At 72.8% G+C, this 25,582-nt stretch carries 29 protein-coding genes and 1 pseudogene; 24 read left to right on the top strand and 6 right to left on the bottom strand.

Features of this window, described 5'->3' with window-relative positions; genetic code table 11:
* Positions 1 to 2: 2 nt before the first annotated feature.
* The 8 genes from QE359_RS17585 to QE359_RS17550 all read left to right on the top strand — a co-directional run bounded on the left by QE359_RS17585 (position 3) and on the right by QE359_RS17550 (position 8,923).
* Positions 3 to 986 (top strand): magnesium and cobalt transport protein CorA, encoded by a 984-nt coding sequence (locus QE359_RS17585; protein ID WP_309780126.1) that lies wholly within the window; start codon positions 3 to 5, stop codon positions 984 to 986.
* Positions 987 to 1,067: 81 nt separating this feature from the next.
* The gene (locus tag QE359_RS17580; protein ID WP_309780125.1) at positions 1,068 to 3,281 is read left to right on the top strand and encodes an alpha-galactosidase; all 2,214 of its coding nucleotides are present in this window, start codon (positions 1,068 to 1,070) and stop codon (positions 3,279 to 3,281) included.
* 98 nt (positions 3,282 to 3,379) lie between these two features.
* Positions 3,380 to 4,672, top strand: coding sequence for a chloride channel protein (locus QE359_RS17575; protein WP_309780124.1), 1,293 nt, complete (start codon positions 3,380 to 3,382; stop codon positions 4,670 to 4,672).
* A 204-nt stretch (positions 4,673 to 4,876) separates the two neighbouring features.
* The gene (locus QE359_RS17570) at positions 4,877 to 4,984 is read left to right on the top strand and encodes an Rv0909 family putative TA system antitoxin (protein ID WP_309780123.1); all 108 of its coding nucleotides are present in this window, start codon (positions 4,877 to 4,879) and stop codon (positions 4,982 to 4,984) included.
* Between the two features lie 121 nt (positions 4,985 to 5,105).
* Positions 5,106 to 6,398, top strand: coding sequence for a SufS family cysteine desulfurase (locus tag QE359_RS17565; protein ID WP_309780463.1), 1,293 nt, complete (start codon positions 5,106 to 5,108; stop codon positions 6,396 to 6,398).
* Positions 6,395 to 6,844: a Fe-S cluster assembly sulfur transfer protein SufU gene (gene sufU, locus QE359_RS17560; protein ID WP_092386206.1), complete on the top strand. Its 450-nt coding sequence runs from the start codon at positions 6,395 to 6,397 to the stop codon at positions 6,842 to 6,844. Before QE359_RS17565 ends, sufU begins: the two co-directional genes overlap by 4 nt.
* A gap of 172 nt (positions 6,845 to 7,016) precedes the next feature.
* Positions 7,017 to 8,381: an LLM class flavin-dependent oxidoreductase gene (locus QE359_RS17555; RefSeq protein WP_309780462.1), complete on the top strand. Its 1,365-nt coding sequence runs from the start codon at positions 7,017 to 7,019 to the stop codon at positions 8,379 to 8,381.
* Positions 8,378 to 8,923: a GNAT family N-acetyltransferase gene (locus QE359_RS17550; protein ID WP_309780122.1), complete on the top strand. Its 546-nt coding sequence runs from the start codon at positions 8,378 to 8,380 to the stop codon at positions 8,921 to 8,923. The genes QE359_RS17555 and QE359_RS17550 overlap by 4 nt, the downstream gene beginning before the upstream one ends.
* A 4-nt stretch (positions 8,924 to 8,927) precedes the next feature.
* Here the strand turns inward: QE359_RS17550 and QE359_RS17545 are convergent, their stop codons facing one another.
* Positions 8,928 to 9,509, bottom strand: coding sequence for a VOC family protein (locus QE359_RS17545; RefSeq protein ID WP_309780121.1), 582 nt, complete (start codon positions 9,507 to 9,509; stop codon positions 8,928 to 8,930).
* A 179-nt stretch (positions 9,510 to 9,688) separates the two neighbouring features.
* On the opposite strand from QE359_RS17545, the gene QE359_RS17540 reads away from it, so the two are divergent.
* The 8 genes and pseudogenes from QE359_RS17540 to QE359_RS17505 all read left to right on the top strand — a co-directional run bounded on the left by QE359_RS17540 (position 9,689) and on the right by QE359_RS17505 (position 17,715).
* Entirely contained in the window at positions 9,689 to 10,408 is a 720-nt protein-coding gene (locus tag QE359_RS17540) for a VIT1/CCC1 transporter family protein (RefSeq protein ID WP_309780120.1), read from the top strand.
* Between the two features lie 167 nt (positions 10,409 to 10,575).
* Positions 10,576 to 12,135: an NCS1 family nucleobase:cation symporter-1 gene (locus QE359_RS17535; protein ID WP_309780119.1), complete on the top strand. Its 1,560-nt coding sequence runs from the start codon at positions 10,576 to 10,578 to the stop codon at positions 12,133 to 12,135.
* A gap of 49 nt (positions 12,136 to 12,184) precedes the next feature.
* The gene (locus tag QE359_RS17530) at positions 12,185 to 12,949 is read left to right on the top strand and encodes an aspartate/glutamate racemase family protein (protein ID WP_309780118.1); all 765 of its coding nucleotides are present in this window, start codon (positions 12,185 to 12,187) and stop codon (positions 12,947 to 12,949) included.
* Complete coding sequence (allB, locus tag QE359_RS17525; protein WP_309780117.1) at positions 12,946 to 14,343, top strand: allantoinase AllB; 1,398 nt, start codon at positions 12,946 to 12,948, stop codon at positions 14,341 to 14,343. The genes QE359_RS17530 and allB overlap by 4 nt, the downstream gene beginning before the upstream one ends.
* Positions 14,344 to 14,386: 43 nt before the next feature.
* Positions 14,387 to 14,764: pseudogene (locus QE359_RS17520) on the top strand (alanine--glyoxylate aminotransferase family protein); the annotation flags it as partial.
* A gap of 112 nt (positions 14,765 to 14,876) precedes the next feature.
* The gene (locus tag QE359_RS17515; RefSeq protein WP_309780116.1) at positions 14,877 to 15,629 is read left to right on the top strand and encodes an aminotransferase class V-fold PLP-dependent enzyme; all 753 of its coding nucleotides are present in this window, start codon (positions 14,877 to 14,879) and stop codon (positions 15,627 to 15,629) included.
* Positions 15,626 to 16,885, top strand: coding sequence for an allantoate amidohydrolase (locus QE359_RS17510; protein ID WP_309780461.1), 1,260 nt, complete (start codon positions 15,626 to 15,628; stop codon positions 16,883 to 16,885). Before QE359_RS17515 ends, QE359_RS17510 begins: the two co-directional genes overlap by 4 nt.
* Entirely contained in the window at positions 16,882 to 17,715 is an 834-nt protein-coding gene (locus QE359_RS17505; RefSeq protein WP_309780115.1) for an SIS domain-containing protein, read from the top strand. Before QE359_RS17510 ends, QE359_RS17505 begins: the two co-directional genes overlap by 4 nt.
* On the opposite strand, the gene QE359_RS17500 is transcribed toward QE359_RS17505, so the two are convergent.
* Together QE359_RS17500 and QE359_RS17495 are read right to left on the bottom strand one after the other, a co-directional pair.
* The gene (locus QE359_RS17500) at positions 17,682 to 18,209 is read right to left on the bottom strand and encodes an SRPBCC family protein (RefSeq protein ID WP_309780114.1); all 528 of its coding nucleotides are present in this window, start codon (positions 18,207 to 18,209) and stop codon (positions 17,682 to 17,684) included. The two genes, QE359_RS17505 and QE359_RS17500, sit on opposite strands and share 34 nt — an antisense overlap.
* A complete protein-coding gene (locus QE359_RS17495) occupies positions 18,206 to 18,781 on the bottom strand; it encodes a GNAT family protein (protein ID WP_309780113.1) in 576 nt (191 codons plus the stop codon). Before QE359_RS17495 ends, QE359_RS17500 begins: the two co-directional genes overlap by 4 nt.
* Before the next feature lie 44 nt (positions 18,782 to 18,825).
* Between QE359_RS17495 and QE359_RS17490 the strand changes: the two genes are divergently transcribed.
* Complete coding sequence (locus QE359_RS17490; RefSeq protein WP_309780112.1) at positions 18,826 to 19,863, top strand: dipeptidase; 1,038 nt, start codon at positions 18,826 to 18,828, stop codon at positions 19,861 to 19,863.
* Positions 19,864 to 19,875: 12 nt separating this feature from the next.
* Here the strand turns inward: QE359_RS17490 and QE359_RS17485 are convergent, their stop codons facing one another.
* The gene (locus tag QE359_RS17485) at positions 19,876 to 20,547 is read right to left on the bottom strand and encodes a DUF899 family protein (protein WP_309780111.1); all 672 of its coding nucleotides are present in this window, start codon (positions 20,545 to 20,547) and stop codon (positions 19,876 to 19,878) included.
* Positions 20,548 to 20,741: 194 nt separating this feature from the next.
* Between QE359_RS17485 and cysK the strand changes: the two genes are divergently transcribed.
* Both cysK and epsC read left to right on the top strand, forming a co-directional pair.
* A complete protein-coding gene (gene cysK, locus QE359_RS17480) occupies positions 20,742 to 21,680 on the top strand; it encodes a cysteine synthase A (RefSeq protein ID WP_071294571.1) in 939 nt (312 codons plus the stop codon).
* Positions 21,677 to 22,261: a serine O-acetyltransferase EpsC gene (gene epsC, locus QE359_RS17475; protein WP_229086908.1), complete on the top strand. Its 585-nt coding sequence runs from the start codon at positions 21,677 to 21,679 to the stop codon at positions 22,259 to 22,261. The genes cysK and epsC overlap by 4 nt, the downstream gene beginning before the upstream one ends.
* Positions 22,262 to 22,271: 10 nt before the next feature.
* Here the strand turns inward: epsC and QE359_RS17470 are convergent, their stop codons facing one another.
* On the bottom strand, positions 22,272 to 22,571 hold the full coding sequence (locus QE359_RS17470) for an excalibur calcium-binding domain-containing protein (RefSeq protein ID WP_139201839.1): 300 nt from the start codon (positions 22,569 to 22,571) through the stop codon (positions 22,272 to 22,274).
* Between the two features lie 83 nt (positions 22,572 to 22,654).
* Here QE359_RS17470 and QE359_RS17465 point away from each other — a divergent pair, with 83 nt between their 5' ends.
* On the top strand, positions 22,655 to 23,038 hold the full coding sequence (locus tag QE359_RS17465) for an MmcQ/YjbR family DNA-binding protein (protein WP_309780110.1): 384 nt from the start codon (positions 22,655 to 22,657) through the stop codon (positions 23,036 to 23,038).
* A 25-nt stretch (positions 23,039 to 23,063) separates the two neighbouring features.
* Here QE359_RS17465 and QE359_RS17460 read toward each other — a convergent pair whose 3' ends face one another.
* Positions 23,064 to 23,729, bottom strand: a complete 666-nt coding sequence (locus QE359_RS17460) for an MOSC domain-containing protein (protein WP_309780109.1) — start codon at positions 23,727 to 23,729, stop codon at positions 23,064 to 23,066.
* Between the two features lie 96 nt (positions 23,730 to 23,825).
* Here QE359_RS17460 and QE359_RS17455 point away from each other — a divergent pair, with 96 nt between their 5' ends.
* Genes QE359_RS17455 through QE359_RS17440 form a run of 4 tightly spaced genes read left to right on the top strand, consistent with a single transcriptional unit; the run spans position 23,826 to position 25,532 of the window.
* Positions 23,826 to 23,987: a hypothetical protein gene (locus QE359_RS17455; protein WP_175473682.1), complete on the top strand. Its 162-nt coding sequence runs from the start codon at positions 23,826 to 23,828 to the stop codon at positions 23,985 to 23,987.
* Positions 23,988 to 24,043: 56 nt separating this feature from the next.
* The gene (locus QE359_RS17450; RefSeq protein WP_309780108.1) at positions 24,044 to 24,598 is read left to right on the top strand and encodes a sigma-70 family RNA polymerase sigma factor; all 555 of its coding nucleotides are present in this window, start codon (positions 24,044 to 24,046) and stop codon (positions 24,596 to 24,598) included.
* Positions 24,595 to 25,227: a hypothetical protein gene (locus QE359_RS17445; RefSeq protein WP_309780107.1), complete on the top strand. Its 633-nt coding sequence runs from the start codon at positions 24,595 to 24,597 to the stop codon at positions 25,225 to 25,227. The genes QE359_RS17450 and QE359_RS17445 overlap by 4 nt, the downstream gene beginning before the upstream one ends.
* Positions 25,224 to 25,532, top strand: coding sequence for a hypothetical protein (locus tag QE359_RS17440; protein ID WP_309780106.1), 309 nt, complete (start codon positions 25,224 to 25,226; stop codon positions 25,530 to 25,532). Before QE359_RS17445 ends, QE359_RS17440 begins: the two co-directional genes overlap by 4 nt.
* Positions 25,533 to 25,582 lie beyond the last annotated feature (50 nt).

Raw genomic sequence — 25,582 nt, 5'->3', positions numbered from 1 at the left:
ACGTGTCTGTCGAACTGAACACCGTCTACGTCGACCGGATCGCCCCGATCCCGAGTCCCTCGCTCGACGACACCTTCCGCATGCTCGAGGACCAGGGAGCGAGCGCGTGCATCGTGCTCCACCAGCCCGACGCCGAGGAGCTCGGCGACGTCGCGGTCGCCCTCGGCCTGCACGAACTCGCGGTCGAGGACTCCGCCGAGGGGCACCAGCGCCCGAAGCTCGAGCGCTACGGCTCGACGCTCTTCGTGGTCCTCAAGCCCGCGCTGTACAACGACCAGCAGGAGGAGGTCGCGTTCGGCGAGGTGCACGCCTTCGTCGGGGAGGACTTCTTCCTCGTGGTCGTGAAGGCCGACCCCCGTGGCAAGCAGACCGTCCCGCGGGCACTCCAGCGGATGAGCGGCAAGCCGGGACTCGTGACGGTGGGCCCGCAGGCGCAGCTCTGGGCGCTGATGGACTCGATCGTCGACGGGTACGTGCCGGTGATCGACGGCCTCGAGGAGGACATCAACCAGATCGAGGACCAGCTCTTCGCGGGCGAGGCCGGGGTCTCCCGTCGCATCTACGAGCTGTTCGGCGAGGTCGTGGACTTCCAGCGCGCCGCCCGACCGCTCATCCACATCATCGAGAACCTGCACCGCGGGGCGGAGAAGTACCACCTCCCGGTGGAGATGCAGCGCCGGTTCCGCGACGTGCTCGACCACGCGATCCGCACGGTGGAGCGACTGGACACGTTCCGGCAGCTGCTGCAGAACGCGCTGACGGTCGACTCGACCCTCGCGGCGCAGAAGCAGAACGACGACACGAAGAAGATCTCGGGCTGGGCGGCGATCCTCTTCGCCCCGACGCTCATCGCGGCGATCTACGGCATGAACTTCACGCACATGCCCGAGCTCTCCTGGACGTGGGGGTACCCGCTGTCGATCGTGGCGATGATCGTGTTCGCGGCGGTCCTGTGGGTGGTGTTCAAGGTCAAGCGCTGGTTCTGACGTGTTCGACCGCGCGCCCCGGCTTGCGGACGGACACCCGGACCCGCCAGGCTCGGGACGTCCCCGCCGACTGGAGCACCGATGCCGCACGACCTCGTCCACCTGACCGCCGGGGGCGTCTCCCTCGTCCTCGACTGCCGCGACCGTGCCCTGCCCGCGGTTGTGCACTGGGGCGCGGCGCTCGGTCCGCTCGACGCCGCGGAGCTCGCTGTCCTGGCCGAGGCGGACGTGGCACCGGTCGCGCCGAACGAGGCGGACGTGCCGGTCCGGCTGGCGATCCTGCCCGAGCCGCACCGGGGGTGGACCGGGCGACCGGGGCTGTCCGGGCACCGGGACGGGCGCGACTGGTCCCCGGCGTTCACGGTCACCGAGCTCGAGGTGACCGGCGCCGCCGGCACCGCGGGCACCGCCGGCGCCGCCGACACGGCCCGCACCCGCACCGACACCGCCGAGGCCGCCGGCGCCGCCGACTCGGGCACCCCCGCCCCCGGCACCGTCACCGCCCACGCCGTGGACGCCACCGCCGGCCTCGCCCTGCGCCTCACCGTCGAGATGCTCCCCTCCGGCCTCGTCCGCACCCGCGCCGCCGTCACCAACACGGCCGCCGGCACCTACACCGTCGACGACCTCACCCTGGCCCTCCCGGTCCCGTCGCACGCCCGCGAGGTCCTCGACTTCGCCGGCCGCTGGGGCAAGGAGCGCACCCCGCAGCGCCGCGAGCTCGTCGTCGGCACCCATGAGCGCGAGGGCCGGAAGGGCCGGACGGGCGCCGATGCCGCCACGGTCCTGAGCGTCGGCGTCCCCGGGTTCGGGTTCGCCCACGGCGAGGTCTGGGGCGTGCACACGGCGTGGAGCGGCAACCACCGGCACCTCGCGGAACGCCTCGCCACCGGCCGCCAGGTCGTCGGGGGCGGCGAACTCCTGCTCCCCGGCGAGGTGCGCCTCGGCACCGGGGACAGCTACGAGGGGCCGTGGGTGTACGCCGCGTACGGGGACGGCCTCGACGACCAGGCCCGCCGCTTCCACCGGTGGCTCCGCAGCCGCCCGCAGCACCCGAGGACGCCCCGCCCGGTGACGCTCAACGTCTGGGAGGCGGTCTACTTCGACCACGACCTCGCCCGGCTGACCGACCTCGCCGAGCGCGCGGCACGGCTCGGGGTCGAGCGGTACGTGCTCGACGACGGGTGGTTCCGGCACCGTCGCGACGACCACGCCGGCCTCGGCGACTGGTACGTGGACGAGGACGTCTGGCCGGACGGCCTCGGTCCGATCGTCGACCGGGTGCGGGCGCTCGGCATGCAGTTCGGCCTGTGGTTCGAGCCCGAGATGGTCAACGAGGACAGCGACCTCGCCCGAGCCCACCCGGAGTGGATCCTGCAGGCGGACGGTCGCCTGCCGGTGCGGTCCCGGGACCAGCAGGTGCTGAACCTCGCGATCCCCGAGGCGTTCGCGTACCTGCTCGAGCGGATGACCGCGGTCATCGGCGAGTACGGCGTCGACTACGTCAAGTGGGACCACAACCGCGACCTCGTCGAGGCGGGGCGCCCCGGCGGCGGCGCAGCGGTCCACGAGCAGACCCTGGCGGCGTACCGGCTCATGGCGACGCTGAAGGAACGGTTCCCGGCGCTCGAGATCGAGTCGTGCTCGTCGGGCGGCGCCCGCGTGGACCTCGGCGTGATCGACCACACCGACCGCGTCTGGGTGTCGGACGACATCGACCCGCTCGAGCGCCAGCAGATGCACCGGTGGACGCAGCAGCTCCTGCCCCCGGAACTGCTCGGGTCCCACGTCGCGAGCGGCCGGAACCACACGACCGGCCGGGTGCATGACCTGGCGTTCCGTGCCGGGACCGCGATCGTCGGGCACTTCGGCATCGAGTGGGACCTCGCGCAGGCGACGGACGCCGAGGAGACCGCGCTCGCCGAGTGGATCGCGCTCCACAAGGAGTGGCGGGGGCTGCTGCACGGCGGCGACCTCGTGCGCGTCGACGAGGTCGACGAGACCCGGCTCGTGTCCGGCACGGTCGCCGCCGACAAGCGGCAGGCGCTGTTCTTCTTCGTCAGCACCGGCCGGTCCGAGGTGTCGGGTACCGGCCGCGTCACCTTCCGCGACCTCGACCCGGACACCGCGTACCGGGTCGACCCGGTCGTGGTCGGCGACGGGCACGGCATCGTGCCGCCCCCGTGGTGGTCGGGGGACCGGCTGTTCCGCGGGCGCGCGCTCGAGACGGTCGGCCTGCAGCCGCCGCTCGTGCCGGCCGACTGCGTGGTGCCGTACCGGCTCACGGCCGTCTGACGGCAGCGGGTGCGGCCACCGCCCAGGAGGCGCGGCTCGGCCCGGCAGCGTCCGCCCGGTCGCGGGGGCGGTGCCGGTGTGCCGATAGGCTTCCGGTCATGCCGCACCCTGGACACGCGACACGTGCGACCCCGGTCTGGGCACTCAAGCTCGCCGTCGTCACCGGACTGGTGGGGGTGGCAGGCGGCATCGCCGGCATCTCGGTGTGGCTCGCGCTGCAGCTCATCCAGTTCGTCGCGTTCGGGTACCCGTTCGGCGGCCACCTCGAGGCCGCAGACGCACCGAGTGCCCTGAACCGCTTCCTCGCCCTCGTCGCCGCCGGCCTCCTGACCGGCGTCGCCTGGTGGGCGCTCCGACGCTGGGGCCGCCCGGTCGTCTCCGTGCCCGCAGCCGTCGGCGGGAAGCGGATGCCCGCCCTCGCGACGGTGGCGAACGCGGGCGTGCAGATCCTGGCCGTGGGGCTCGGCGCCTCGATCGGCAAGGAGGTGGCGCCGCGCGAGATCGGGGCGTGGCTGTCCCAGCTCGTGACGGCACGGGCCGGCCTGACCGCCCGCGAGACGAAGATCCTCGTCGCGTGCGGTGCCGCCGCCGGTCTGGCCGCGGTCTACGACGTCCCGCTCGGGGGCGCCCTGTTCGCGGTCGAGGTGCTGCTCGGCGAGCTCACCTTCGCGACCGCGCTGCCGGCCTTCGCGACGAGCGCGGTCGCGGCGTTCGTGGCACGCCTCGTGATCCCGGACGAGGTGCTCTACCACGTGCCGGCGATGCACCTCTCGTCGTCGCTGCTCGTCTGGGCGGTGATCGTCGGGCCGGTCCTCGGGTTCGCGGGCGTCGGCTTCGTGAAGCTCACGAACCGGCTGCAGGGCCTCGCGCCGAAGGGGTGGCGGCTCATCGTCGTGCTGCCCGTCGTCTTCGCCATGGTCGGACTCATCGCCGTGCCCTTCCCCGAGATCCTCGGCAACGGGCGGGCGCTCGGGGTCCTCGCGATGAACGCCTCGCTCGAGGACGGCTCCGTCGCCGGGCTCTCGCCGATCCTGTTCCTGCTCGCGCTCGGGGTCATCCGCACGATCACGACCTCGGCCACGATCGGTGCCGGGGCCGTCGGCGGCACGCTCACCCCGTCGATCGCGATCGGCTCCGCGGTCGGCGGTGGACTCGGTGGCCTCTGGCTGCTGCTCTGGCCGACCGACGGGCCGAGCCTCACGGCGTTCGCGTTCATCGGCGCCGCTGCCTTCCTCGCGACGACGATGCGGGCGCCCTTCACGGCCCTCGTGCTCGTCGTCGAGTTCACCCAGCAGGGGACCGACATCCTCATCCCCTCGCTCCTGGCGGTGTCCGGGTCGGTCGCCGTCGGCTACGTGCTCGCCCGTCGACGCAGCGCGCAGATGGTGTGAACACTTCGTCACGAACCGGCACACCCGACGGGCCACCGGCCTACGATCGGCCGCACGACGGAGCACCGGGCTCCGTAACCGGCGACGAGGAGCAACCGATGGCGGGGTTCGACGACATCACGAAGAAGGCCCAGGACTTCCTGCAGGACAACAAGGTCCCAGGACGCCCTGAAGAGCGAGAAGGCCGAGGACATCAGCGACAAGGTGCTCGGCGGTGTCGCCGACGCCGTCAAGAAGGCCACGGGCGGCAAGTACGACGACAAGATCGACGGCGCCCGTGACGCCGCGGACAAGCAGATCGGCAACGAGTGACGCGGTTCCCGCGCACCGTACGGACGGCCCCGGACCACGTGTCCGGGGCCGTTCGCCGTCAGCGGTACCCGTCCGACTGGACTCCGGGCCGCGAGCAGACCACCATTGTGTGGTGACTGTCGTGGCGCCCAACCAACCGCTCACCGAGTCCGAGGTCGAGGCGATCAAACGGGACTTCCCGATCCTCCAGCAGGAGGTGAACGGGTTCCCCCTCGCCTACCTCGACTCCGGGGCCACCGCCGAACGACCCCGCCAGGTGCTCGACGCCGAACGACGCTTCCTCGAGCACGACAACGCCGCCGTGCACCGCGGCGCGCACACCCTCGCCGCGCTGAGCACCGACGCGTACGAGGACGCCCGGGCCACCGTCGCCGGGTTCGTCGGGGCCGCGTCACCGTCCGAGGTCGTGTGGACCGCGAACGCCACCGACGCCCTCAACCTCGTGGCGTACGGCATCGCGAACGCCAGCCGAGGCCGTGGGGGACCGGACGCCGAGCGCTTCCGCATCGCACCCGGCGACGAGGTCCTGGTCACCGAGGCCGAGCACCACGCCAACCTCGTCCCGTGGCAGGAGCTCGCCGCGCTGACCGGTGCGACGCTCCGCTGGGTCCCCGTCGCGGACGACGGCACCTGGACGGCCGAGGACGCCGTCGCCCTGGTCTCCGACCGCACGAAGGTCGTCGCCTTCGCCCACGTCTCGAACGTCACCGGCATGGTCGCCCCGGTGTCCGCCGTCGTCGCGGCCGCCCACGCGCACGGTGCCCTCGTCGTCCTCGACGCCTGCCAGTCCGCACCGCACCGGCCGCTCGACGTGCAGGCGCTCGGCGTCGACTTCGCGGCGTTCTCCGGGCACAAGATGCTCGGGCCGAACGGCATCGGCGTGCTCTGGGGCCGCCACGAACTGCTCGACGCCCTGCCTCCGTTCCGGACCGGCGGCTCGATGATCACCACGGTGACGATGGAGCACACCGACTTCATGCCGGCACCCGAGCGGTTCGAGGCCGGCACCCAGCCCGTGTCGCAGGCCGTGGCGCTCGCCGAGGCGGTCCGTTACCTGCAGGGCATCGGCATGGAGCGGGTCCGTGCGCACGAGGAGCACCTGGCCGAGCGCATGCTCACCGGACTCGCCGCGATCCCGGGCGTCCACGTCGTCGGTCCGCCCGCCGGCGTGCCGCGGTCCGGTCTCGTGTCGTTCGACGTCGACGGCGTGCACGCCCACGACGTCTCGCAGTACCTCGACGCGCAGGGCATCGCGGTGCGCTCCGGCCACCACTGCGCCCAACCGCTGCACCGTCGGCTCGGCCTCGTCGCCACCAGCCGCGCGAGCACGTACGTCTACACGACCGAGCAGGACGTCGACCGGTTCCTCACGGCCGTCGGCGAGGTCCGCGACTACTTCGGAGCGACCGCATGAGCGCCCTCGACTCCCTCTACCAGCAGGTCATCCTCGACCACGCGAAAGCCCGGCACGGCGACGGCGAGCTGCCCGACGCCGACGCCGAGCACTTCGAGCGCAACCCCACCTGCGGCGACGAGATCACCGTGCGCGTGCGCCTCGAGCCCGGCACCGACCGCATCGCCGGTCTCGCGTGGCAGGGTGACGGCTGCTCGATCTCGATGGCGTCGGCGTCGGTCCTCACGGACATGGCGGTCGGCCGCACGGTGCCCGAGCTGCTCGCGCTCACCGAGGAGTTCCGCACGATGATGCGCTCCCGCGGTGCGGGCGAGCCCGACGAGGACGTGCTCGAGGACCTCGTCGCGTTCCACGGCGTCTCGAAGTTCGTCATGCGGGTCAAGTGCGGGATGCTCGCGTGGGTCGCGGCCGAGGCCGCCGCGCGCGAGGCGACCACGCGCTCCTGACGCGACCGGTGTGCGGTCCCGGAGGCGCGGTGCGGGCCCGCACCGTCCCTCCCGACCCGCAGTCCCACGTCACGGTTCGTCACCTTCCGCCGTCCGCCCCGGGACGGCACGTACCGTCACGCTCGTGAGCACGAGCAGCGAGCACCGACAGATCCGGTTCAACGCCTTCGACATGAACTGCGTGGCGCACCAGTCCTCCGGGCTCTGGCGGCACCCGCGGGACCGGTCCCGGCACTACAACGACCTGTCGTACTGGACCGACCTCGCGCAGCTGCTCGAGCGGGGCAACTTCGACGGGATCTTCATCGCCGACGTGCTCGGGACGTACGACGTCTACGGCGACTCCAACGAGGCCGCGCTCCGCACCGGGTCGCAGGTCCCCGTGAACGACCCGATCCTGCTCGTGTCGGCGATGGCGTCGGTGACCGAGCACCTCGGCTTCGGGATCACGGCGGGGACCGCGTACGAGCACCCGTACCCGTTCGCCCGGCGCATCTCGACGCTCGACCACCTCACGAAGGGCCGCATCGGCTGGAACGTCGTGACCGGGTACCTGCCGAGTGCCGCGCGGAACATGGGGCAGACCGACCAGCTCTCGCACGACGACCGGTACGACGTCGCCGACGAGTACCTCGAGGTCCTCTACAAGCTGTGGGAGGGCTCGTGGGAGGACGACGCCGTGGTCGAGGACCGCGAGACCGGCGTCTTCACCGACCCCGCGAAGGTCCACCCGATCGAGCACCACGGCACGCACTTCGACGTCCCGGGCATCCACCTGTCCGAGCCGTCGGTCCAGCGGTCGCCCGTGATCTACCAGGCCGGGGCCTCGCCGCGCGGCATCCGGTTCGCGGCCGAGAACGCCGAGGCGGTGTTCGTGGGCGCACCGACCGTCGAGCAGCTCGCGTCGACCGTGCGGAAGGTCCGTGACGCCCTGGAGGCTGCTGGTCGCGACCGGTACGCCGCCCGCGTCTACACGTTGCTCACCGTCATCACCGACGCCACCGACGAGCTCGCCCAGGCCAAGTACGAGGACTACCTGTCCTACGCCTCGGAGCTCGGCGCGCTCGTGCTCAACTCCGGCTGGATGGGTGTCGACCTGTCGCAGTGGGACCTCGACGAGCCACTCGGCGACGTCGAGTCGAACGCGATCCAGTCCGCGGCGGCGAACATCGCGGCGGCCACCGGGTCCGACGGGTCGAAGTGGACGATCCGGGACCTCGCGCGGCACACGGCGATCGGCGGCCTCGGCCCGGTCGCGGTCGGCGGCGGGGCGACCATCGCCGACCGGCTCGTCGAGATCCAGGAGCAGACGGACGTCGACGGGTTCAACCTCGCCTACGCGGTGACCCCGGGGACGTGGGAGGACGTCATCGAATTCGTCGTACCGGAGCTCCGTGCCCGCGGCGTCTACCCCGAGGGCTACGAGCCCGGATCGTTGCGGCACAAGCTGCACGGCCGCGGTGACCGGCTGCCGGCGGAGCACCGCGGGGGCGTCGTTCCGGGTGGGGCAGTCCGCAGCCGTACGCTGAACGGGTGATCGGGTCCTCGTTCGTCGTGCGTGCCGCCGTCGAGGACGAGGCCACCGCGTGCGTCGACCTGTGGACGCGCGCCGTCGCCACCCGTGACGGCGTGCCCGAGTCGGACGCGGTGCGGGAACGCGCTCGGTCGAAGTTCGCGGTGCCCCGCGTCGCGCTCGTCGTGGCGTCGACGGAGCCGGACCGTGGTGCGGCCGCGGCGATCGCCGGGTTCGCGCTCGTCACCGCTCCGGGGACGGGGCGTCCGGGGGACCCGGAGGACGCGGCCTACCTCTCGCTCCTCGCCGTCGACCCGCGGGCCCAGGGGCACGGACTCGGACGGTCCCTGCTGCTGGGAGCCGTCGCCGAGGCCGGAGCCGCGGGCCACCGCCGAGCCCTGCTGCACGCGCTGGACGACAACGCGCCGGCGCTCCGGCTGTACCGCAGCGCGGGGTTCCGTCCCGGGGGCGACCCCTTCGCGCACGCACTGAGCGGTCGGCCGACCCGGGTCTGGGTCGCCGACGGCGTCGACGCTGCCGAGGGTGTCGTCGCTGCCGACGACTGACCCGTCAGGACGGCTGGGGCTCCGGCTCCGGCTCCGGCTGGGGAACGGGCAGCGCGTCCGCCGCGCTCGGCCACGGCGCCCACTTCGCCCGTGGTGCGACGAGCAGGTACGGCTGCGGCGTCGGGTAGCTGACGAGTTCGAGCGTCGAGCCCCACGGGGTCCGGGTGTACACGAACCGGTTCCCCTCGCCGACCTCGAGGCCGCGGAGGTCCCGAGGGTCCGAGTTGCGGGTGCCCCCGGCTGCCTCGATGCGGGCGAGCGTGCCGTCGAGGTCGTCCGTGTACATCGCGAGGTGCTGCCACCCGAGGTCCGCGGGGTGCACGGGACGGTGCTGGTCCGGTCCGTGGTACTCGAACAGCTCGAGCCCCGGTCCGTCCGGCAGCGCGAGCATCCGCATCGCGCCCTGTGCCATCGTCGACGGGATCCCCAGGTAGCGGTGCGCCTCGGCCGTCGCGTTCGGCTCCTCGGTGCGGCAGCGCATGTCGTACAGCACGACGGCGTCGAACGCCGCCTCGAAGAACGCCGTGGCGGCATCGATGTCCGGCACCGTGACGCCCACGTGGTCGATCCTGATTCCCGCGCTCATGCGCCGATCCTGGCACCCGGGCGCCCGCACGTTCCGCCCGGGTGCCGAGGGTGCGGTGCCGATGCGGCTTCCCGCACGCCGCAGACCGGTGAGGTGAGGCTGCCCTCATCCGAAAACCCCTGATCAGGGTAGCCTCACCATGCTGGCGCCGACCCGCGCCGAGTGGCATCCTGACTCGCATGTCGACCGCTGCGGACCTCGTCCTGCCCTCCACGGACCACGACGCCACGAGCGCCGCCCGACTCAACTGGCTGCGCGCCGGCCTGCTCGGGGCCAACGACGGCATCGTCTCGGTCGCGGCGGTGCTCGTCGGCGTCGCGGGAGCCGGCGCGGGGACCGGTCCGGTCATCGCGGCGGGCACCGCGGCCCTCGTCGGCGGTGCGGTGTCGATGGCCCTCGGCGAGTACGTGTCCGTCAGCGGTGCCCGTGACGCCCAGCGCACCGGCCAGGCCGCCCACCAGGCCGAGCTCGAGGCGGAGTCGGAGGACGCCGGCACGATCGCCGCCCACTACCGGAGCCTCGGCGTCGACCCTGCCGTCGCGAGCGCCGTCGCCGACGAGCTCGTCCGACCCGAGGTGCGCCGTCGACGGGCAGCGGTCGCGCTCCGCGATGCCGAGGACGAGGTGGTGAGCCCGTGGCGTGCCGCCTGGGTGTCGGCGGCGACCTTCACGACCGGTGCCGCGCTGCCGTTCCTCGCGATGCTCCTCAGTCCCGAGCCGGCCCGCATGGCGGTGACGGTCGTCGCGGTGCTCGTCGCGCTCGCCGCCACCGGGACGACCGGTGCCACGCTCGGTGGTGCGCCGCGCACGCGGGCGACGATCCGTGTCGTGACCGGAGGAGCGCTGGCCCTGGCCGCGACGTACGCGGCCGGGGCGGTCCTCGGGGCGCACGCGCTCTGAGCGGGCGGACGGCGATCGGTGTCGGTGTCCGTGTCGGAACGATCGTTCCAGGACGGGCGTCACGACACACGACCGTTACACGGGGGTAACGGGCCGGGCGCAGTGTCTCCGTAGCGTCGTGGCAGAGGCGGGCACCGCTCGCCCTTCCCACTCCTTCGGAGGACGCCATGGCAACAGAGATCCAGCCCCCGGTCGCCGCGCCCCACGCCCCCCGCACGACGGCAGCACCCGCCGGTGCCGGCGTCGTCCGCCCCGGGTACGACCCGGCGCTCACCAACGAGGACCTCGCTCCGCTCCGCAAGCAGACGTGGACGAGCTACAACATCTTCGCGTTCTGGATGTCGGACGTGCACTCGGTCGGCGGCTACGTCACCGCCGGGTCGCTCTTCGCGCTGGGCATCGCCAGCTGGCAGGTGCTCATCGCCCTGGTGGTCGGCATCCTCATCGTGCAGGTGTTCGCGAACCTCGTCGCCAAGCCGTCCCAGCGCACCGGGGTGCCGTACCCGGTGATCAACCGCGCCGTGTTCGGCGTGCTCGGGGCGAACGTCCCCGCCATCATCCGCGGGCTCATCGCGATGGCCTGGTACGGCGTGCAGACCTTCCTCGCCGCCCAGTCGCTCAACATCGTCTTCCTCAAGTTCATCCCGGCCTCGGCGGGGCTCCTCGAGCACTCGTTCCTCGGGCTCTCCGCGCTCGGCTGGATCTCGTACGCCATCCTCTGGGTCGCACAGGGCGCCCTCTTCTGGATGGGCATGGACGCGATCCGGAAGTTCATCGACTGGGCCGGCCCGGCGGTGTACGTCATCATGATCGCCCTCGCCATCTACCTCGTCAGCCGTGCCGGCATCGGGAACATCTCGTTCACGCTGTCCGCCGGTGCGCCGCTGTCGTTCGGCGCGAGCATCCCGGTGATGCTGTCCGCGATCGCCCTCGTGGTGAGCTACTTCTCCGGCCCGATGCTGAACTTCGGCGACTTCTCCCGCTACGCGAAGTCGTTCGACGCGGTGAAGCGCGGCAACCTCTGGGGCCTGCCGATCAACTTCCTGTTCTTCTCGGTGCTCACCGTCCTCTGCGCCAGCGCCACGGTGCCGGTGTTCGGCAAGCTCATCACCGACCCGATCGAGACCGTGCAGGCGATCGGGGCGCCGTTCGCGATCCTCCTCGGCGGGTTGACCTTCGTCACCGCGACCGTCGGCATCAACATCGTCGCGAACTTCATCAGCCCCGCGTTCGACTTCTCGAACGTGGCCCCGCGGAAGATCAGCTGGCGGGCGGGCGGCATGATCGCGGCTGTCGGCTCCGTCCTCCTCACCCCGTGGAACTGGTACGGCAACGACCAGGCGATCCTGTACACGCTGGGGGTCCTCGGCGCCCTGATCGGCCCGCTGTTCGGGATCCTCATCGCCGGCTACTACATCGTCGCGAAGCAGCGCATCGCGGTCGACGACATGTACACGAAAGACCCCGCGGCCCGGTACTGGTACGTCAAGGGCTTCAATCCGAACGCCATCTGGACGCTCGTCGTCACCGGTGCGGTGTCGGTCGCCAGTGCGGTCCTGCCGTCGGCGCTCGGCGTCGTCCCGTGGCTGTCGAACTACAGCTGGTTCATCGGGTGCGCCCTCGGCCTCGTCGTCTTCGTCGGGATGGAGCGCCTGCGTCCGAGCATGCCCGTGCTGGCCGCCGACGACCCGTCCGTCGACGACGGTGCCGCGGTCGGCCGGGCCTGACCGACCGAGTCGTCCCACCCGCACCACCCGCACCACCGGAAGGAACCCGATGCGCATCCGCGTCGTCAACCCCAACACCACCTCCTCGATGACCGCGGCGATCGGCAGCGCCGCCGCCGCGGTCGCCGGGCCCGGGACGATCGTCGAAGCCGTCGACCCCACCATGGGGCCGGCGTCGATCGAGAGCCACTACGAGGAGGCGCTGGCCGTCCCCGGGCTCCTCGAGCAGATCGCGCTCGGCGAGCAGGACGGTGTCGACGCCTACGTGGTCGCGTGCTTCGGGGACCCCGGGCTCGATGCGGCACGCGAGGTCGCGTCCGGACCCGTCATCGGCATCGCGGAGGCGGCCTTCCACGCCGCCGCGATGCTCGGGCGCCGGTTCGGCGTGGTGACCACCCTGAGCCGGACCACCGGCCGGGCGCACGAGCTCGCCGAACGGTACGGGTTCGCGTCGCTCGTGACCGAGGTCCGGGCGTGCGAGGTCCCCGTGCTCCGCCTGGAGGACCCGGACTCCGACGCCCGGGCACTCGTCGTGGAGGAGTGCCGGGCCGTGCTCGCCGGCGGCGCCGACGCCGTGGTGCTCGGCTGCGCCGGCATGGCGGACTTCTGCACCGAGGTGTCCCGCGCCGTCGGGGCGCCGGTCGTCGACGGTGTCGCGGCGGCCACGGTGCTCGCCGAGTCCCTCGTGCGCCTCGGGCTCACGACCGGGCGACGCGGCGAGTACGCGCCACCCCCGGCCAAGCCGATGTCGGGACTGCTCGCGGGGTTCGAACGCCGGCCGATGGCGGGCGCGACGGTCGGGGCGGGCGCATGACGCGCCTCCAGGGCCCCGCCGGCGACACGACGGCCGCACCCGCGCCCGCTGACCTGGTCCTGCGCGCCGGCCGCGCCTGGATCGACGGCGCCTTCCGACCCGCAGCCGTCGTCGTCCGCGACGGGCGGGTCGACGCCGTCGTGGCCGTGGACGAGCCCGTCGACGCCGTCGAGGACCGCGCCGTGCCCGATGCGCACGTCCTGCTCCCGGGCCTGGTCGACACGCACGTGCACGTGAACGAGCCCGGCCGCACCGAGTGGGAGGGCTTCGCCTCGGCGACCCGTGCAGCCGCACTCGGCGGCGTCACCACGATCATCGACATGCCGCTCAACTCGATCCCCGCGACGACCACCGTCGAGGCGCTCGAGGTGAAGCGCACGAGTGCCGCGGGCCGCGTCGCCGTCGACGTCGGGTTCTGGGGCGGCGCCGTCCCGGCGAACCTCGGGTCGCTCGACGGCCTGCACGACGCCGGCGTGTTCGGCTTCAAGTGCTTCACCGCGCCGTCCGGGGTCGACGAGTTCCCGCACCTCGACGCACCGCAGCTGCGCGCGGCGATCGAGGAGGTCGCCCGCATCGACGCCCTGCTCATCGTGCACGCCGAGGACCCCGAGTTCCTGGTCGACCACGCGGCGCTCGGCGGACACTACGAGGACTTCCTCGCCACCCGCCCGGTCGACGCCGAGCGGTCCGCGATCGCCCGGGTCGTCGAGGGTGCCCGCGAGACGGGCGCTCGCGTGCACGTCCTGCACCTGTCGGACGCCGGCGCGCTGCCGATGATCCGCGCCGCGAAGGACGACGGCGTGCGGATCACGGTCGAGACCTGCCCGCACTACCTCGCCTTCGAGGCCGGCACGATCCCCGACGGGGCGACCGAGTTCAAGTGCTGCCCGCCGATCCGCGACGACGCCAACCGCGACGCGCTCTGGGCCGGGGTCCTGGACGGGACGATCGACATGATCGTGTCCGACCACTCGCCCTCCACCGCGGACCTCAAGACCGACGACTGGGGGACCGCCTGGGGTGGGATCGCCGGGCTGCAGGTCGGCTTCCGTGCCGTGTGGACGGAGGCCCAGCGCCGCGGTGTCGCGCTCGAGCAGCTGCTGCCGCACTTCACGACCGGCCCGGCGGGGCTCGCCGGCTTCGCCGACCGCGGGCGCATCGCGCCGGGCGCACTCGCGCACTTCGCGGTGTTCGACCCGACCGCCTCGGCGGTCGTCGACGTGGCCGGGCTCGCGCACCGCAACCCCGTCTCGGCGTTCGCCGGCCTGGAGGCGCGGGGCAGCGTCACCGAGACCTGGTTGCGCGGGCGGCTGGTCGCGACCGCGGACGGCGGCGTCACGTCCGTCAGCGGGGCGCTCGTCGACCGACCCGTGCTCGCGGGAACAGCGCTGTAACGATCGTTCCGATACGATCTCCACCGGAACGAGAGGACCGAACATGCTCCCTGTGAACCCACCCGCCCGTCTGCTCATGGGACCGGGGCCGATCACCGCCGACCCGCGGGTGCTCCGTGCCCTGTCGACACCGCTCGTCGGGCAGTACGACCCGTGGATGACCACCACGATGAACGAGACGCAGGAGCTGTACCGGCGGGTGTTCGGCACCACGAACGAGGCGACCGTCCTCGTCGACGGGACCTCCCGCGCCGGCATCGAGGCGGCGCTCGTGTCCCTGCTCGCCCCGGGGGACCGCGTGCTCGTGCCGGTGTTCGGGCGCTTCGGGCACCTGCTCGCCGAGATCGCCGGGCGTGCCGGGGCCGAGGTCCACACGATCGAGACCGAGTGGGGGCAGGTGTTCACCCCGTCGGCGATCGAGGACGCGATCGCGCAGGTGCGCCCGAAGGTCCTGGCGATCGTGCAGGGCGACACCTCGACCACGATGAACCCAGCCGCTCGACGAGCTCGGAGCGATCTGCGAACGGTACGGCGTGCTGTTCTACACGGACGCGACCGCCACCGTCGGGGGCAACCCGCTCGAGGTCGACGCATGGGGCATCGACGCCGTGAGCGCGGGGCTGCAGAAGTGCCTGGGCGGACCGTCCGGCAGCGCGCCGCTCACCGTCTCGCCGCGGGCCGTCGCCGTGCTCGACCAGCGGCGCAGCGTCGAGGCGGGCATCCGCGAACCCGGGGACGAGGTCGCCGACGAACCCATCCGGTCGAACTACCTCGACCTCGCGATGATCCTCGACTACTGGGGCCCGCGACGGCTCAACCACCACACCGAGGCCGCGTCGATGCTCTACGCCGCGAACGAGTGCGCCCGGATCCTGCTGGAGGAGGGCCGCGACGCCGTGGTCGCACGCCACGAGACCGCCGGCCGCGCGATGACCGCCGGGGTGCAGGCACTCGGTCTCGGCGTCTTCGGCGACCTCGGGCACAAGATGCACAACGTCGTCGCGGTCGAGATCCCGTCGGACGTCGTCGGCGACCAGGTCCGTGCCGCGATGCTCGACGACCACGGCATCGAGATCGGCACGTCGTTCGGGCCGCTGCACGGACGGGTCTGGCGGATCGGCACCATGGGCTACAACGCGCGCAAGGACACCGTCGTGACGACCCTCGCCGCGCTCGAGCACGCCCTGCGCCGGGCCGGGCACGCGGTGCCGTCCGGCGGTGGCGTGGACGCGGCGCTCGACGTCTACGCCGGTGCTGGCGTCGTCGCTGCCGGGGTGTCGGCGTGAGCGCGCCGTCCGCGGTCCGGGCCTCCGCGACCGCCACCGCCGACGCGACGCTGATCGCCGGGTGGTGCGACGAACTCGCGACCGTCACCGAGGAGCCCGGCCGGATCACCCGCGTCTACCTCTCGCCGGAGCACGCACGGGTCAACGCGATCGTCGCCGGCTGGATGCGCGACGCCGGCCTCAGCACCTGGCAGGACGCGGCGGGCAACCTGCACGGCCGCGTCGGCGGTGCGACCCCCGACGCCCCCGTGCTGCTGCTCGGATCGCACCTCGACACCGTGGTGGACGCCGGCCGGTACGACGGGATCGTCGGGGTCCTCATGGCCATCCGGACGGTGGCACGGGTGACCGCCGACGGCCCGCTCCCCGTCGCGCTCGAGGTCATCGCGTTCTCCGACGAGGAGGGCACCCGTTTCGGCAAGGCGCTGCTCGGGTCCTCCGCGGTCGCCGGTGTCTGGGACGAGTCCTGGTGGGACCTCACCGACGGCGACGGGGTCACCCTCCGCGACGCCTTCACCCGCTTCGGGCTCGACCCATCGCGCGTGCACGAGGCCGCGGTCGAACCGTCGGCGCTCGCCGGCTACCTCGAGGCGCACATCGAGCAGGGACCGTACCTCGAACAGGCCGGTCAGGCGCTCGGCGTCGTCACGAGCATCGCGAGCGCACGGCGGTTCACCGTCGAGGCCGTCGGCGAGGCCCGGCACGCCGGCGGCACCCCCTACGACCGCCGGCACGACGCCCTGCTCGCCGCCGCCGAGGCCGCCCTCGCCGTCGAACGGATCTGCCGGGCGTCGCAGCACGTCGGCACGGTCGGCACCATGACCGTCGAACCCGGAGCCGTGAACGTCGTCCCGGGGCTGGCACGGTTCTCGGTCGACCTGCGCGGGGAGTTCGACGAGGGACGCGACGCCGTGTGGGACGAGATCACGAAGGCGTTCGCGCTCATCGGGGAGCGCCGTGGCGTCAGCGTCGAGCCGACCGAGGTCCACCGTGCGCCGGCGGTGTTCTGCGCACCGCGGCTGATGGACGCCGTCCGGGCGGGCATCGAGTCGACGGGGGAGCCATGTCCGATCGAGCTGTTCTCCCGCGCGGGACACGACGCCATGTCGCTCGGGCTCGTGACCGACGTCGCGATGCTCTTCCTCCGCAACCCGGACGGCATCAGCCACCACCCCGACGAGTTCGTCTCCACCGAGGACATCGCCCTCGGGCTCGACGCGCTCGCGGTCGCGGTCGGACGGGTGGCCGCAGCGTGAGCGCCGCCGGCCCCGACGTCCGGGCGCGCATCGACTCGGTGTGGGAGCAGCTGTCCCCGGCCGAGCGCCGCGTCGCCGCGATGGTGCGCCACGACCCCGAACTCCTGCTCGTCGGGACGTCGGCCGAGCTCGCCGCCGAGTCGGGCACCTCGAAGGCCACGGTCTCCCGGCTCGTCCGGTCGCTCGGCTTCCAGGACGCCGCCGAGGTCCGGCAGAACCTGATGTCGGCGCGGGGCTCCGGCCTGCCGTGGGCCGCCGAGGACGCGGCGCACGTCGACCAGCGCGCCGTCGAGTCGCGCAACCTCGACGCCGCGTTCGCCTCGCTCGCCCGGGCCGACCGTCCCCGTCTCGCCCGTCGGATCGTCCGCGCCCGCCGGGTGCTCGTGGCGGGGGAACGCGGGGCGTACCCGATCGCCCTCCAACTGCGCGCCCAGCTCGCGCAGGTCCGACCGGACGTCCGCATCGGCCCGGCCCCGGGACAGCGCCTCGGCGAAGAGGTGGCCGACCTCGACCGACGCGACCTCGTCATCATCGTCACGGTGCGCCGGCACGCCGCCGGCATCGGCAAGCTCGTGCGGCACTGCGTCGCCAGCGGCGCGGACGTCGTCGTCCTGGGCGACCCGACCGCGGCGGTCATCGCGGCCCCGGCGGCCACGGCGATCCTCTGCCCTGTGGACTCTCCGTCGGCGTTCGACTCGATGGCGGCGCTGTTCGCCGTCGTCGCCGCGGTCGCGAACGACGTGTACGAGGCATCCGGCCCGGGCGGACGCGCACGGGTGGACGCGGTGGCGCAGGCCTACGACGCGCTGGGGGAGCTCGCCGCGCCCTGACCCGTGCCGTCGCCGCGCTCGTCGTCGCCGGCACCGCCGCGCTCGCCGGCGAGTTCGGCCGCCAGCGAGGCGTTGCGCTCCCGGATCAGCCGCGGCAGGTACCGAGCCAGCGCGAGCCGTTCGGCGACGACCCCGAGCACCCCGAGCGGTGCACGGAACTCGATCTCGTCGACCATCCGCGTGCCGCCGGCCGACGGTTCGAACCGGTGCTCGTGCCGGAACCGGGCGAACGGTCCACGCACCTGTTCGTCGACGAACCGGTGGGGCGCCTCCAGAGCCGTGATCCGACTCGTCATCCGCCACACGATCCCGAAGTGCCGCGCGCGCCACGTGACGGACTCACCGAGCCCGATCGTGCCGGCCGTGGTGCCCGCGACCGCGTGCTCGTCCGTGGCGGCCATGGACCGCTCGTGCGCGCCGATGTCGAGCGACAGCGCGAACGCGCGCTCCGGCGGGGCGGCGAGGTCGGTGACGACCCGGAACGCGACGGTCACGACGTCGGCCAGACTGGTCGGACGGATCGGTCGTCGTCGCGCAGGACAGCTGCCAGCAGCTGGTCGTGGCGCCGGCCGTGCTGGAGCACCGCGGACCGCTGACGCCCTTCGTACCGCATGCCGAGCCGCTGCGCGACGGCGATCGACGCACGGTTCTCCGCCATCGCCCGCCACTGCACGCGCGCGAGCCCGAGCCCGTCGGGAGCCGGCGCGAACGCCCACTGCAGCACGCGGTCCGCCGCCTCGGTCACGAAGCCGTGCCCGCGGGCGTCCGGGTGGGTCGCGTACCCGATCTCCGCGCCGCCGCCTGCGAACCCGAAGAGCCCGACCGTACCGAGCAGCCGTGGGTCGTCGGCACGGCGGAGGGCGAACTCGTAGCGGGTGTCCGACACCCAGCCGTCCTGCACCACGGCCGTGAGCCAGTGGCGGGCCTCGGCGTGACCGTACGGTTCGGGCATCGGGATGAACGCCACCACGTCGGGATCGGTCGCGTAGGCGACGACGTCGTCGGCATCGGTGAGCTCGGGGACCGAGAGGACCAGCCGCTCGGTCCGCAGCGTGACGGGGTCCATGGGGCGAGCCTAGCGACGGCGGTCGTCGCGGTAGCGTCGGTGGCATGACGTTCGACGCGCTCCCGTTCCCGGTCATCGACGGACACAACGACCTGCCCTGGGAGCGGCGCGAGACCCACGACTCCGGGGTCGAGGGCATCGACTCCGAGCAGGGGTCCCTGCACACCGACCTGCCGAAGCTCCGTGCCGGCGGGGTGGTCGGGCAGTTCTGGTCGGTGTTCGTCCCCACCGACGTCCCCGATCCCGTCCGCGCGACGCTGCAGCAGGTCGACCTCGCACACCGGATCATCGAGCGGTACCCGGAGTCGCTCACCCTCGCACGTACCGCGGCCGAGGTCGTCGCGGCCGTCGACGCCGGGCGGACCGCGTCGCTCCTCGGTGCCGAGGGCGGCCACTCGATCGGCGACGACCTGGCGGTACTCCGCGACCTCGCCCGGCTCGGGGTCCGGTACATGACCCTCACGCACAACGACGACACACCCTGGGCCGACTCGGCCACCGGCTCCCACCCGCACGGCGGGCTGACCGACCGCGGGCGCGAGGTCGTGGCCGAGATGGAGCGGATCGGGATGCTCGTCGACCTGTCGCACACGTCGCCGGAGACCATGCGTGACACCCTCGACGTCGCCACGCAGCCGGTGGTGTTCAGCCACTCGTCGACGATCGCGGTGAACGACCACCCGCGGAACGTCCCGGACGACGTGCTCGCCCGCCTGCGCGGCAACGGCGGTGTGGTGATGATCACCTTCGTGCCGAAGTTCGTGTCCCGGGCGTGGGCCGAGTGGGAGGACGCCGGTTCGGCGGGGGAGCCCCCGCTCGTCACGGTGTCGGACGTGGCGGACCACGTCGAGCACGCGCGCGAGGTGGCCGGTGCGGCGCACATCGGGCTCGGCGGCGACTACGACGGGACGCCCGTGCTGCCGCCGGACCTGCGGGACGTGTCGCGGTACCCGGTGCTGGCGGCGGAACTGCAGCGTCGTGGCTGGGGCCCGGAGGACCTGCGTGCCCTGGCCGGGGGCAACGTGCTGCGGGTGCTCGCGGCGACGGACGAGCGGTTCGCGCGGACGGCGCACGTGCGCTGACCGGCGGTCCGGTCAGCCGTAGGTGGGGTACTGCGGCCAGCCCTCGGGACTGTCCTCCCAGTCCTGCTGCCGCCCGTACACCGTGCGGTCCATGATGTGCGGCACCGGCAGGATCGCCTCCGTCCCGCGCGCACCGGTCGCGTAGGTCAGGTACGGCACACCGTCGCGCAGCAGGTAGTACGAGTACCCGGGCACCGGGCCGTCCCAGTCGTCGCTGTGCACGGTCCAGCCCCAGTCGTCGTGGTAGCTCGTCGCGCCGGACGACACCCACGTGTGCGGCCACCCGTGCTGCTGCCGCCAGGCCTCGAGCCGCTCGATCGGCCCCTCGGAGACCATCGCGAACGCGATCCCCTCGTCGTCGAGCCGGCCCATGTCGGCGGGCAGGTTGTCGACGGCCCACGTGCAGCTCGGGCAGCCGGCGTCCCAGTCCCGTCCGTACATGACGTTCTGCACGAGGAGCAGGTACTTCCCGGCGAACAGCTCCGTCAGTCGCAGGGGACCGTCGGGACCCGTGAACTCGTAGTCGTCGACGCGGACCATCGGGAGCCGTCGCCGCGCGGCCGAGACGCGGTCGCCGTGGCGGGTGAGTTCCTTCTCGTCGCGCACCTGCGCGGCGAGCGCCGTGTCGAACGCTGCGCGGTCGACGACCGGTGGCGTGGCGTCGGGTTGCTGCTCCTTGGACATGGCGACCTCCTCGTCGTTGCGGCGCACGGTACGCGCGTCCCGGTCGCGGCGTGACGGACGCGAGGCGCGGCCGGCGCCCGGTGCGCAGCACGCGTCACGAGGCAGCACCATCCGGGGTCGGATCGCTAGGATCGCAGCGCACGCCGTGCCTCCAGGGCGGAGGCACGCGACCTGACCCGAAGAGGACGGTACCGATGAGCGGCACGATCCACGACAACATCTCGCAGGCGTTCGGGAACACGCCGCTGGTCCGGCTGAACCGCCTCCCGAAGGAGGGCGGCGCCGAGGTCCTGGCGAAGCTCGAGTTCTACAACCCGGGTGCGAGCGTGAAGGACCGGCTCGGCGTCGCGATCATCGACGCTGCCGAGGAGTCCGGCGAGCTGCAGGCCGGCGGGACGATCGTCGAGGGTTCCTCCGGCAACACGGGCATCGCGCTCGCACTGGTCGGTGCGGCTCGCGGGTACCGGGTCGTCATCACGATGCCCGAGACGATGAGCGTCGAGCGTCGTGCCCTCATCCGCGCCTACGGTGCCGAGATCGTCCTCACCCCTGGGCCGGAGGGCATGAAGGGCGCGGTGTCGAAGGCGGAGCAGATCGTCGCCGAGACGCCCGGCGCGATCCTGGCCCACCAGTTCGAGACGCCGGCGAACGCGGCCATCCACCGGAAGACGACGGCGGAGGAGATCCTCCGCGACACCGAGGAGCACGTCGACGTGTTCGTCGCGGGCGTCGGTACGGGCGGCACGATCACCGGTGTCGGCCAGGTCCTCAAGGAGCGCGTGCCCGGTGTGCAGATCGTCGCGGTCGAGCCGAAGGACTCGCCGCTGCTGACCGAGGGCAAGGCGGGTCCGCACAAGATCCAGGGCATCGGCGCGAACTTCATCCCCGAGGTCCTCGACCAGTCCGTCATCGACGAGGTGTTCGACGTCGAGCTGGACGACGCGCTCCGGGTCGCCCGCGACCTCGGCACCCAGGAGGGCATCCTCGCGGGCATCTCGTCCGGCGCGATCATCCACGCCGCGATCGAGATCGCCGCGCGTCCGGAGAACGCGGGCAAGCGGGTCGTCGCGATCGTGTGCGACACCGGTGAGCGCTACCTGTCGACGGTCCTCTTCGAGGGACTCACTGCGTGAGTCGTCCCGCCCGACGAGGCGTGCTGCGGACCGTCCGGGAGGACCTGGCCGCAGCACGCCGCGGTGACCCCGCGTCCCGTGGCGACCTCGAGAACGCGATCGTCTACTCGGGGCTGCACGCCGTCTGGACCCACCGACTGACGCACCGGCTCTGGATCGCCGAGGGGTTGCCGGGGTCGCGGTTCGCTGCCCGGGTCCTCGCGCAGGTCGCCCGGTCGGTCACCGGCATCGAGATCCACCCCGGTGCCCGCATCGGCCGCCGGTTCTTCATCGACCACGGCATGGGGGTCGTCATCGGGGAGACCGCTGTGGTCGGCGACGACGTCGTGCTCTTCCACGGGGTGACCCTCGGCGGCCGCGGGGGCGACCACGGGCCCGGAGCTCGTCGGCACCCGGCGGTGGGGGACCGCGTCGTGCTCGGTGCCGGGTCGTCGCTCATCGGCGCGATCACGGTCGGCGCGGACTCCGTCGTCGGCGCGAACACGGTGGTGACGAAGGACGTCCCACCGGGGTCGGTCGTGACGGGTGTCGCCGGGACGGCGCGCCCGCGCTCGGGACACGAGGGCGTCCCGCCCCTCTGACGAGTCGGGGTCAGCTCTTCTCGCAGGCGATCCCGTCGCCGTCGGCGTCCATCTTCTTGTTCGCCGCGTACAGCGCGTCGTCCTTCTTCACCGTGCCCTTGAGCGCCCGGTACGTGACCTTGCCCTTCGAGGTGACGCGGTTCTTCGTGACGGACTTCTTCGCGATCCCGCCCGAGTACACCTTCTGCACGGCGGTGCAGTTCTTGTAGACGGTCGGGGCGGCCTGCGCGGTCGAGGCGCCTCCGACGACGGCGGTGGCGGCGAGCACGGCGGTGGCGGCGGCGATGCTGAGGGTTCGGGTGATGTGCACGGCCTGAGGATAGTTCGGAACCGGGGTCCGCACGCACCCCAGAACGAGGTGCACCGTCGGCGGTCCGGTGCATGCTGGAGCACATGGACGGCGAGACGCTGCACGAGGTGGCGATCCGCACCGCGATGGCCCTGCCCGCGGTGGCGGAGACCCAGCCCTTCGGCGAAGGCTCGTTCGTCTACAAGGTCGTCGGCAGGATGTTCGTGATGACCTCCGAGCTCCGTGGCGTGCCGATCGTGAACCTCAAGTGCGCGCCGCCCCACGGTGCCGCCCTGGTGCGCGACCACGCCGAGATCACCCCGGGCTGGCACATGAACAAGCAGCACTGGATCACGCTGTCGCCCGGGGACGGCATCGACGAGACCCTGGTCGAGGACCTCGTCGGCAACGCGTACGACCTCGTCGTCGCGAAGCTGCCGCAGGCGAAGCGCCCGATCGACCCCGTGCGCCGGCCGCAGCCGGACTGACCACGGCCCGGCGGACCGCCCGCACTCAGGCGGTCGCGCGCGCCAGGACCTTCGACACGTCCCGGACGACCTTCGGCGCGAGCCCACCCGTCCCCGGGCCGCCGGGACCCGTCCCGCGCCCCGACGACAGCACGGCCCGCGCCTGCTCGGGCGTCAGGCCCGCGAAGAGCTGGCCGATCGTGACGCCGTGGTCCGGTCGGTGGGTGACGACGACCGGGTCGCCGGCGGACACGGGCCCGGACCGCACCACGCGGAGGTAGGCGCCGGGGCGGGCCTCCTCCGTGAACCGCTTGACCCACTTGTCCACCCGCATCCGGCGGGCGAAGGTGCCGCAGGGGATCCGCGGGATCGTGACCTCGAGCTCGAGGGTCTCGCCGATCCGCCAGCGTTCCCCCGTCACGGCCCCGGTGACGTCGACGCCCGTCGTGCGCAGGTTCTCGCCGAACAGCCCCGGCGGGACGTCCCGGTCGAGCAGGTCCGCGAAGTACGCCGCGTCCTCGTCCGCGTAGGCGTACACCGCCTGGTCCTCGCCGCCGTGGTGCTTCCGGTCCGCCTGCACGTCGGCGTACAGCCCGAGCGGACGGACCCGGACGGGGCCGTCGACGGGGCGCTTGTCGATCGCGGTGACCCCGATGGTGCCGGAGTCGGGCAGCAGGCGGTCGACGCGGCAGACGGCGGTGACGAGGGACATGCCCCCAGCCTGCCGCAGAACCCGCGCACGCAGAAGTGTGACGATCCGGCTGTTCGTTCCGTCCCATCGGTGAGCACCCCGATGGAGGACCCCGTCATGACCGACACCGCACCCGCAGCACACCTCGCGACCACCGCGCTCGTCCGCGTCGGGCACGAGCACGTCCTGGCGCAGGCACGCGTCCGGTCGCTGTCCGCGCGGCCCGTCGGCCCGATGAAGGTCCGCCGCACGCACGGACACCCGGCCCACACGGCCTAGCGGCACGACGGCACCGCACTCAGGAACCCCCGACCCCACACCAGTAGAAGGAAAGCGTGCACCACCAGCCCCTCACCGACCTCGACGACGCCGTCCTCGCTGGTCGATCGTCCGACGGCGACGTCCGGGCGTTCGAGGTCCTCATCCGGCGCCACACCCCCCTGCTCCGTGCCTACGCGCGCCGGACCCTCGGCTCGACCGACGAACTCGACGACGTCGTGCAGGAGACGTTCATCACCGCCTGGAACCAGCTCGACACGCTCCAGGACGGCGCCCGGGTCAAGGCGTGGCTCATGCGCATCCTCAGCCGGAAGTGCATCGACCGCATCCGGGCCCGGCGGTTCCACGACGACGTCACCGAGCTCGAGGTCGAGGCACCGGCGGACGACGCACCCGAACGCGTCGCCGAGGCCCGCTCCCGCGAGGAAGCGGTCGAGACGGCGCTCGCGGAACTGCCCGAGGCGCAGCGCCGCACGTGGGTGATGAAGGAAGTGCTCGAGTACTCGTACGAGGCCATCGCGGAGGAACTGGACCTCCCGCCCTCGACCGTCCGGGGACTGCTGTCCCGGGCGCGCAAGAACATGATCCGTCTCATGGAGGGATGGCGATGACCGAACCCGATCCCGTCCGGCTCGACTCCCTCGAACCCGACGACCTCGACGGCCACACGATCGACGAGCTGGCCGACTACCTCGACGCCGGCATGCAGCCGGCCGACCCGAGCATCGACCACTCCCCGGCCTGCCAGAACGCCCTCGCCGCCATCGTGCGGCTCCGGCAGTCCTCGCTCGGCTCGCTCGAGGCCGCTGCCGAACAGGAAGCACCCGCCGACGAGTCGTGGATCAGCGGCGTGCTCGCGAACATCTCGCTCGAGGCACGCGCCGGCCGTGACGTCCCGCTCCGCCCGGCGGCGCCCACCGAACGCCCGGTGATGACCGAGGGCGCCATCCGCTCGCTCGTCCGGACCGCCGGCGACGCGGTGCCCGACGCCCTCATCGCACGGTGCACGCTCGAGGGCGACGTCACCGAGCTCGGTGCCCCGGTGCGCATCGTCGTCGAGATCGCCGTCCGCGTCGGGTCGACGATCCAGCGCGTGGCGTCGGACATCCGCGAGACCGTCGCCGAGGTCCTCGCGACCGAGACCGACCTGCTCGTCGAGTCCGTGGACGTCGTGGTGCGCGACCTGCTGCCACCGTCCGACGACGAGCCGGACCCCGACGCCGAGGAGGAACGAGCATGAGCAGCCACGACGAGACCTTCGCCGCGATCGAGGCAGCGGTCGTCGCGGTCCCCGGGGTCGCGGAGCTCTACCGGGCACGCCCGACGCTCGGCAGCGCGGTCGGTGCCGCCAAGAACCTCGCGACCCGCACCGCGGTCGCGCGCGTGGTGCTCGACGACGACGTCCTCCGCATCGTGATCGGGACTGACGGTTCCGTCCCGGCACCCGAGACGGCACGCGCAGCGCACCTCGCGGCGCTCGCCGCAGCGACCGAGCACGGCCTGCCGCTCAGCCGGGTCGACGTGCGGATCGCGCGCGTCGGCTGACGCACCCGCCTGCGGTTCAGGAGGTGGGCCCCACACGCCGGTACCGGCGT

It is taken from the genome of Curtobacterium sp. SORGH_AS_0776, from assembly GCF_031453355.1.
Classification (GTDB): domain Bacteria; phylum Actinomycetota; class Actinomycetes; order Actinomycetales; family Microbacteriaceae; genus Curtobacterium.
Note: the sequence above shows the minus strand (reverse complement) of the source record. Positions and strands in the feature narration are given on the sequence as shown.

Coding starts and splice junctions, on each gene's coding strand:
- QE359_RS17575 (WP_309780124.1), top strand. CDS start 3,380: ATGCCGCACCCTGGACACGCGACACGTGCGACCCCGGTCTGGGCACTC.
- QE359_RS17580 (WP_309780125.1), top strand. CDS start 1,068: ATGCCGCACGACCTCGTCCACCTGACCGCCGGGGGCGTCTCCCTCGTC.
- QE359_RS17540 (WP_309780120.1), top strand. CDS start 9,689: ATGTCGACCGCTGCGGACCTCGTCCTGCCCTCCACGGACCACGACGCC.
- QE359_RS17535 (WP_309780119.1), top strand. CDS start 10,576: ATGGCAACAGAGATCCAGCCCCCGGTCGCCGCGCCCCACGCCCCCCGC.
- QE359_RS17495 (WP_309780113.1), bottom strand. CDS start 18,781: ATGGACCCCGTCACGCTGCGGACCGAGCGGCTGGTCCTCTCGGTCCCC.
- QE359_RS17545 (WP_309780121.1), bottom strand. CDS start 9,509: ATGAGCGCGGGAATCAGGATCGACCACGTGGGCGTCACGGTGCCGGAC.
- QE359_RS17460 (WP_309780109.1), bottom strand. CDS start 23,729: ATGTCCCTCGTCACCGCCGTCTGCCGCGTCGACCGCCTGCTGCCCGAC.
- QE359_RS17555 (WP_309780462.1), top strand. CDS start 7,017: ATGAACTGCGTGGCGCACCAGTCCTCCGGGCTCTGGCGGCACCCGCGG.
- QE359_RS17485 (WP_309780111.1), bottom strand. CDS start 20,547: ATGTCCAAGGAGCAGCAACCCGACGCCACGCCACCGGTCGTCGACCGC.
- cysK (WP_071294571.1), top strand. CDS start 20,742: ATGAGCGGCACGATCCACGACAACATCTCGCAGGCGTTCGGGAACACG.
- sufU (WP_092386206.1), top strand. CDS start 6,395: ATGAGCGCCCTCGACTCCCTCTACCAGCAGGTCATCCTCGACCACGCG.
- QE359_RS17465 (WP_309780110.1), top strand. CDS start 22,655: ATGGACGGCGAGACGCTGCACGAGGTGGCGATCCGCACCGCGATGGCC.
- QE359_RS17530 (WP_309780118.1), top strand. CDS start 12,185: ATGCGCATCCGCGTCGTCAACCCCAACACCACCTCCTCGATGACCGCG.
- allB (WP_309780117.1), top strand. CDS start 12,946: ATGACGCGCCTCCAGGGCCCCGCCGGCGACACGACGGCCGCACCCGCG.
- QE359_RS17455 (WP_175473682.1), top strand. CDS start 23,826: ATGACCGACACCGCACCCGCAGCACACCTCGCGACCACCGCGCTCGTC.
- QE359_RS17445 (WP_309780107.1), top strand. CDS start 24,595: ATGACCGAACCCGATCCCGTCCGGCTCGACTCCCTCGAACCCGACGAC.
- QE359_RS17440 (WP_309780106.1), top strand. CDS start 25,224: ATGAGCAGCCACGACGAGACCTTCGCCGCGATCGAGGCAGCGGTCGTC.
- QE359_RS17490 (WP_309780112.1), top strand. CDS start 18,826: ATGACGTTCGACGCGCTCCCGTTCCCGGTCATCGACGGACACAACGAC.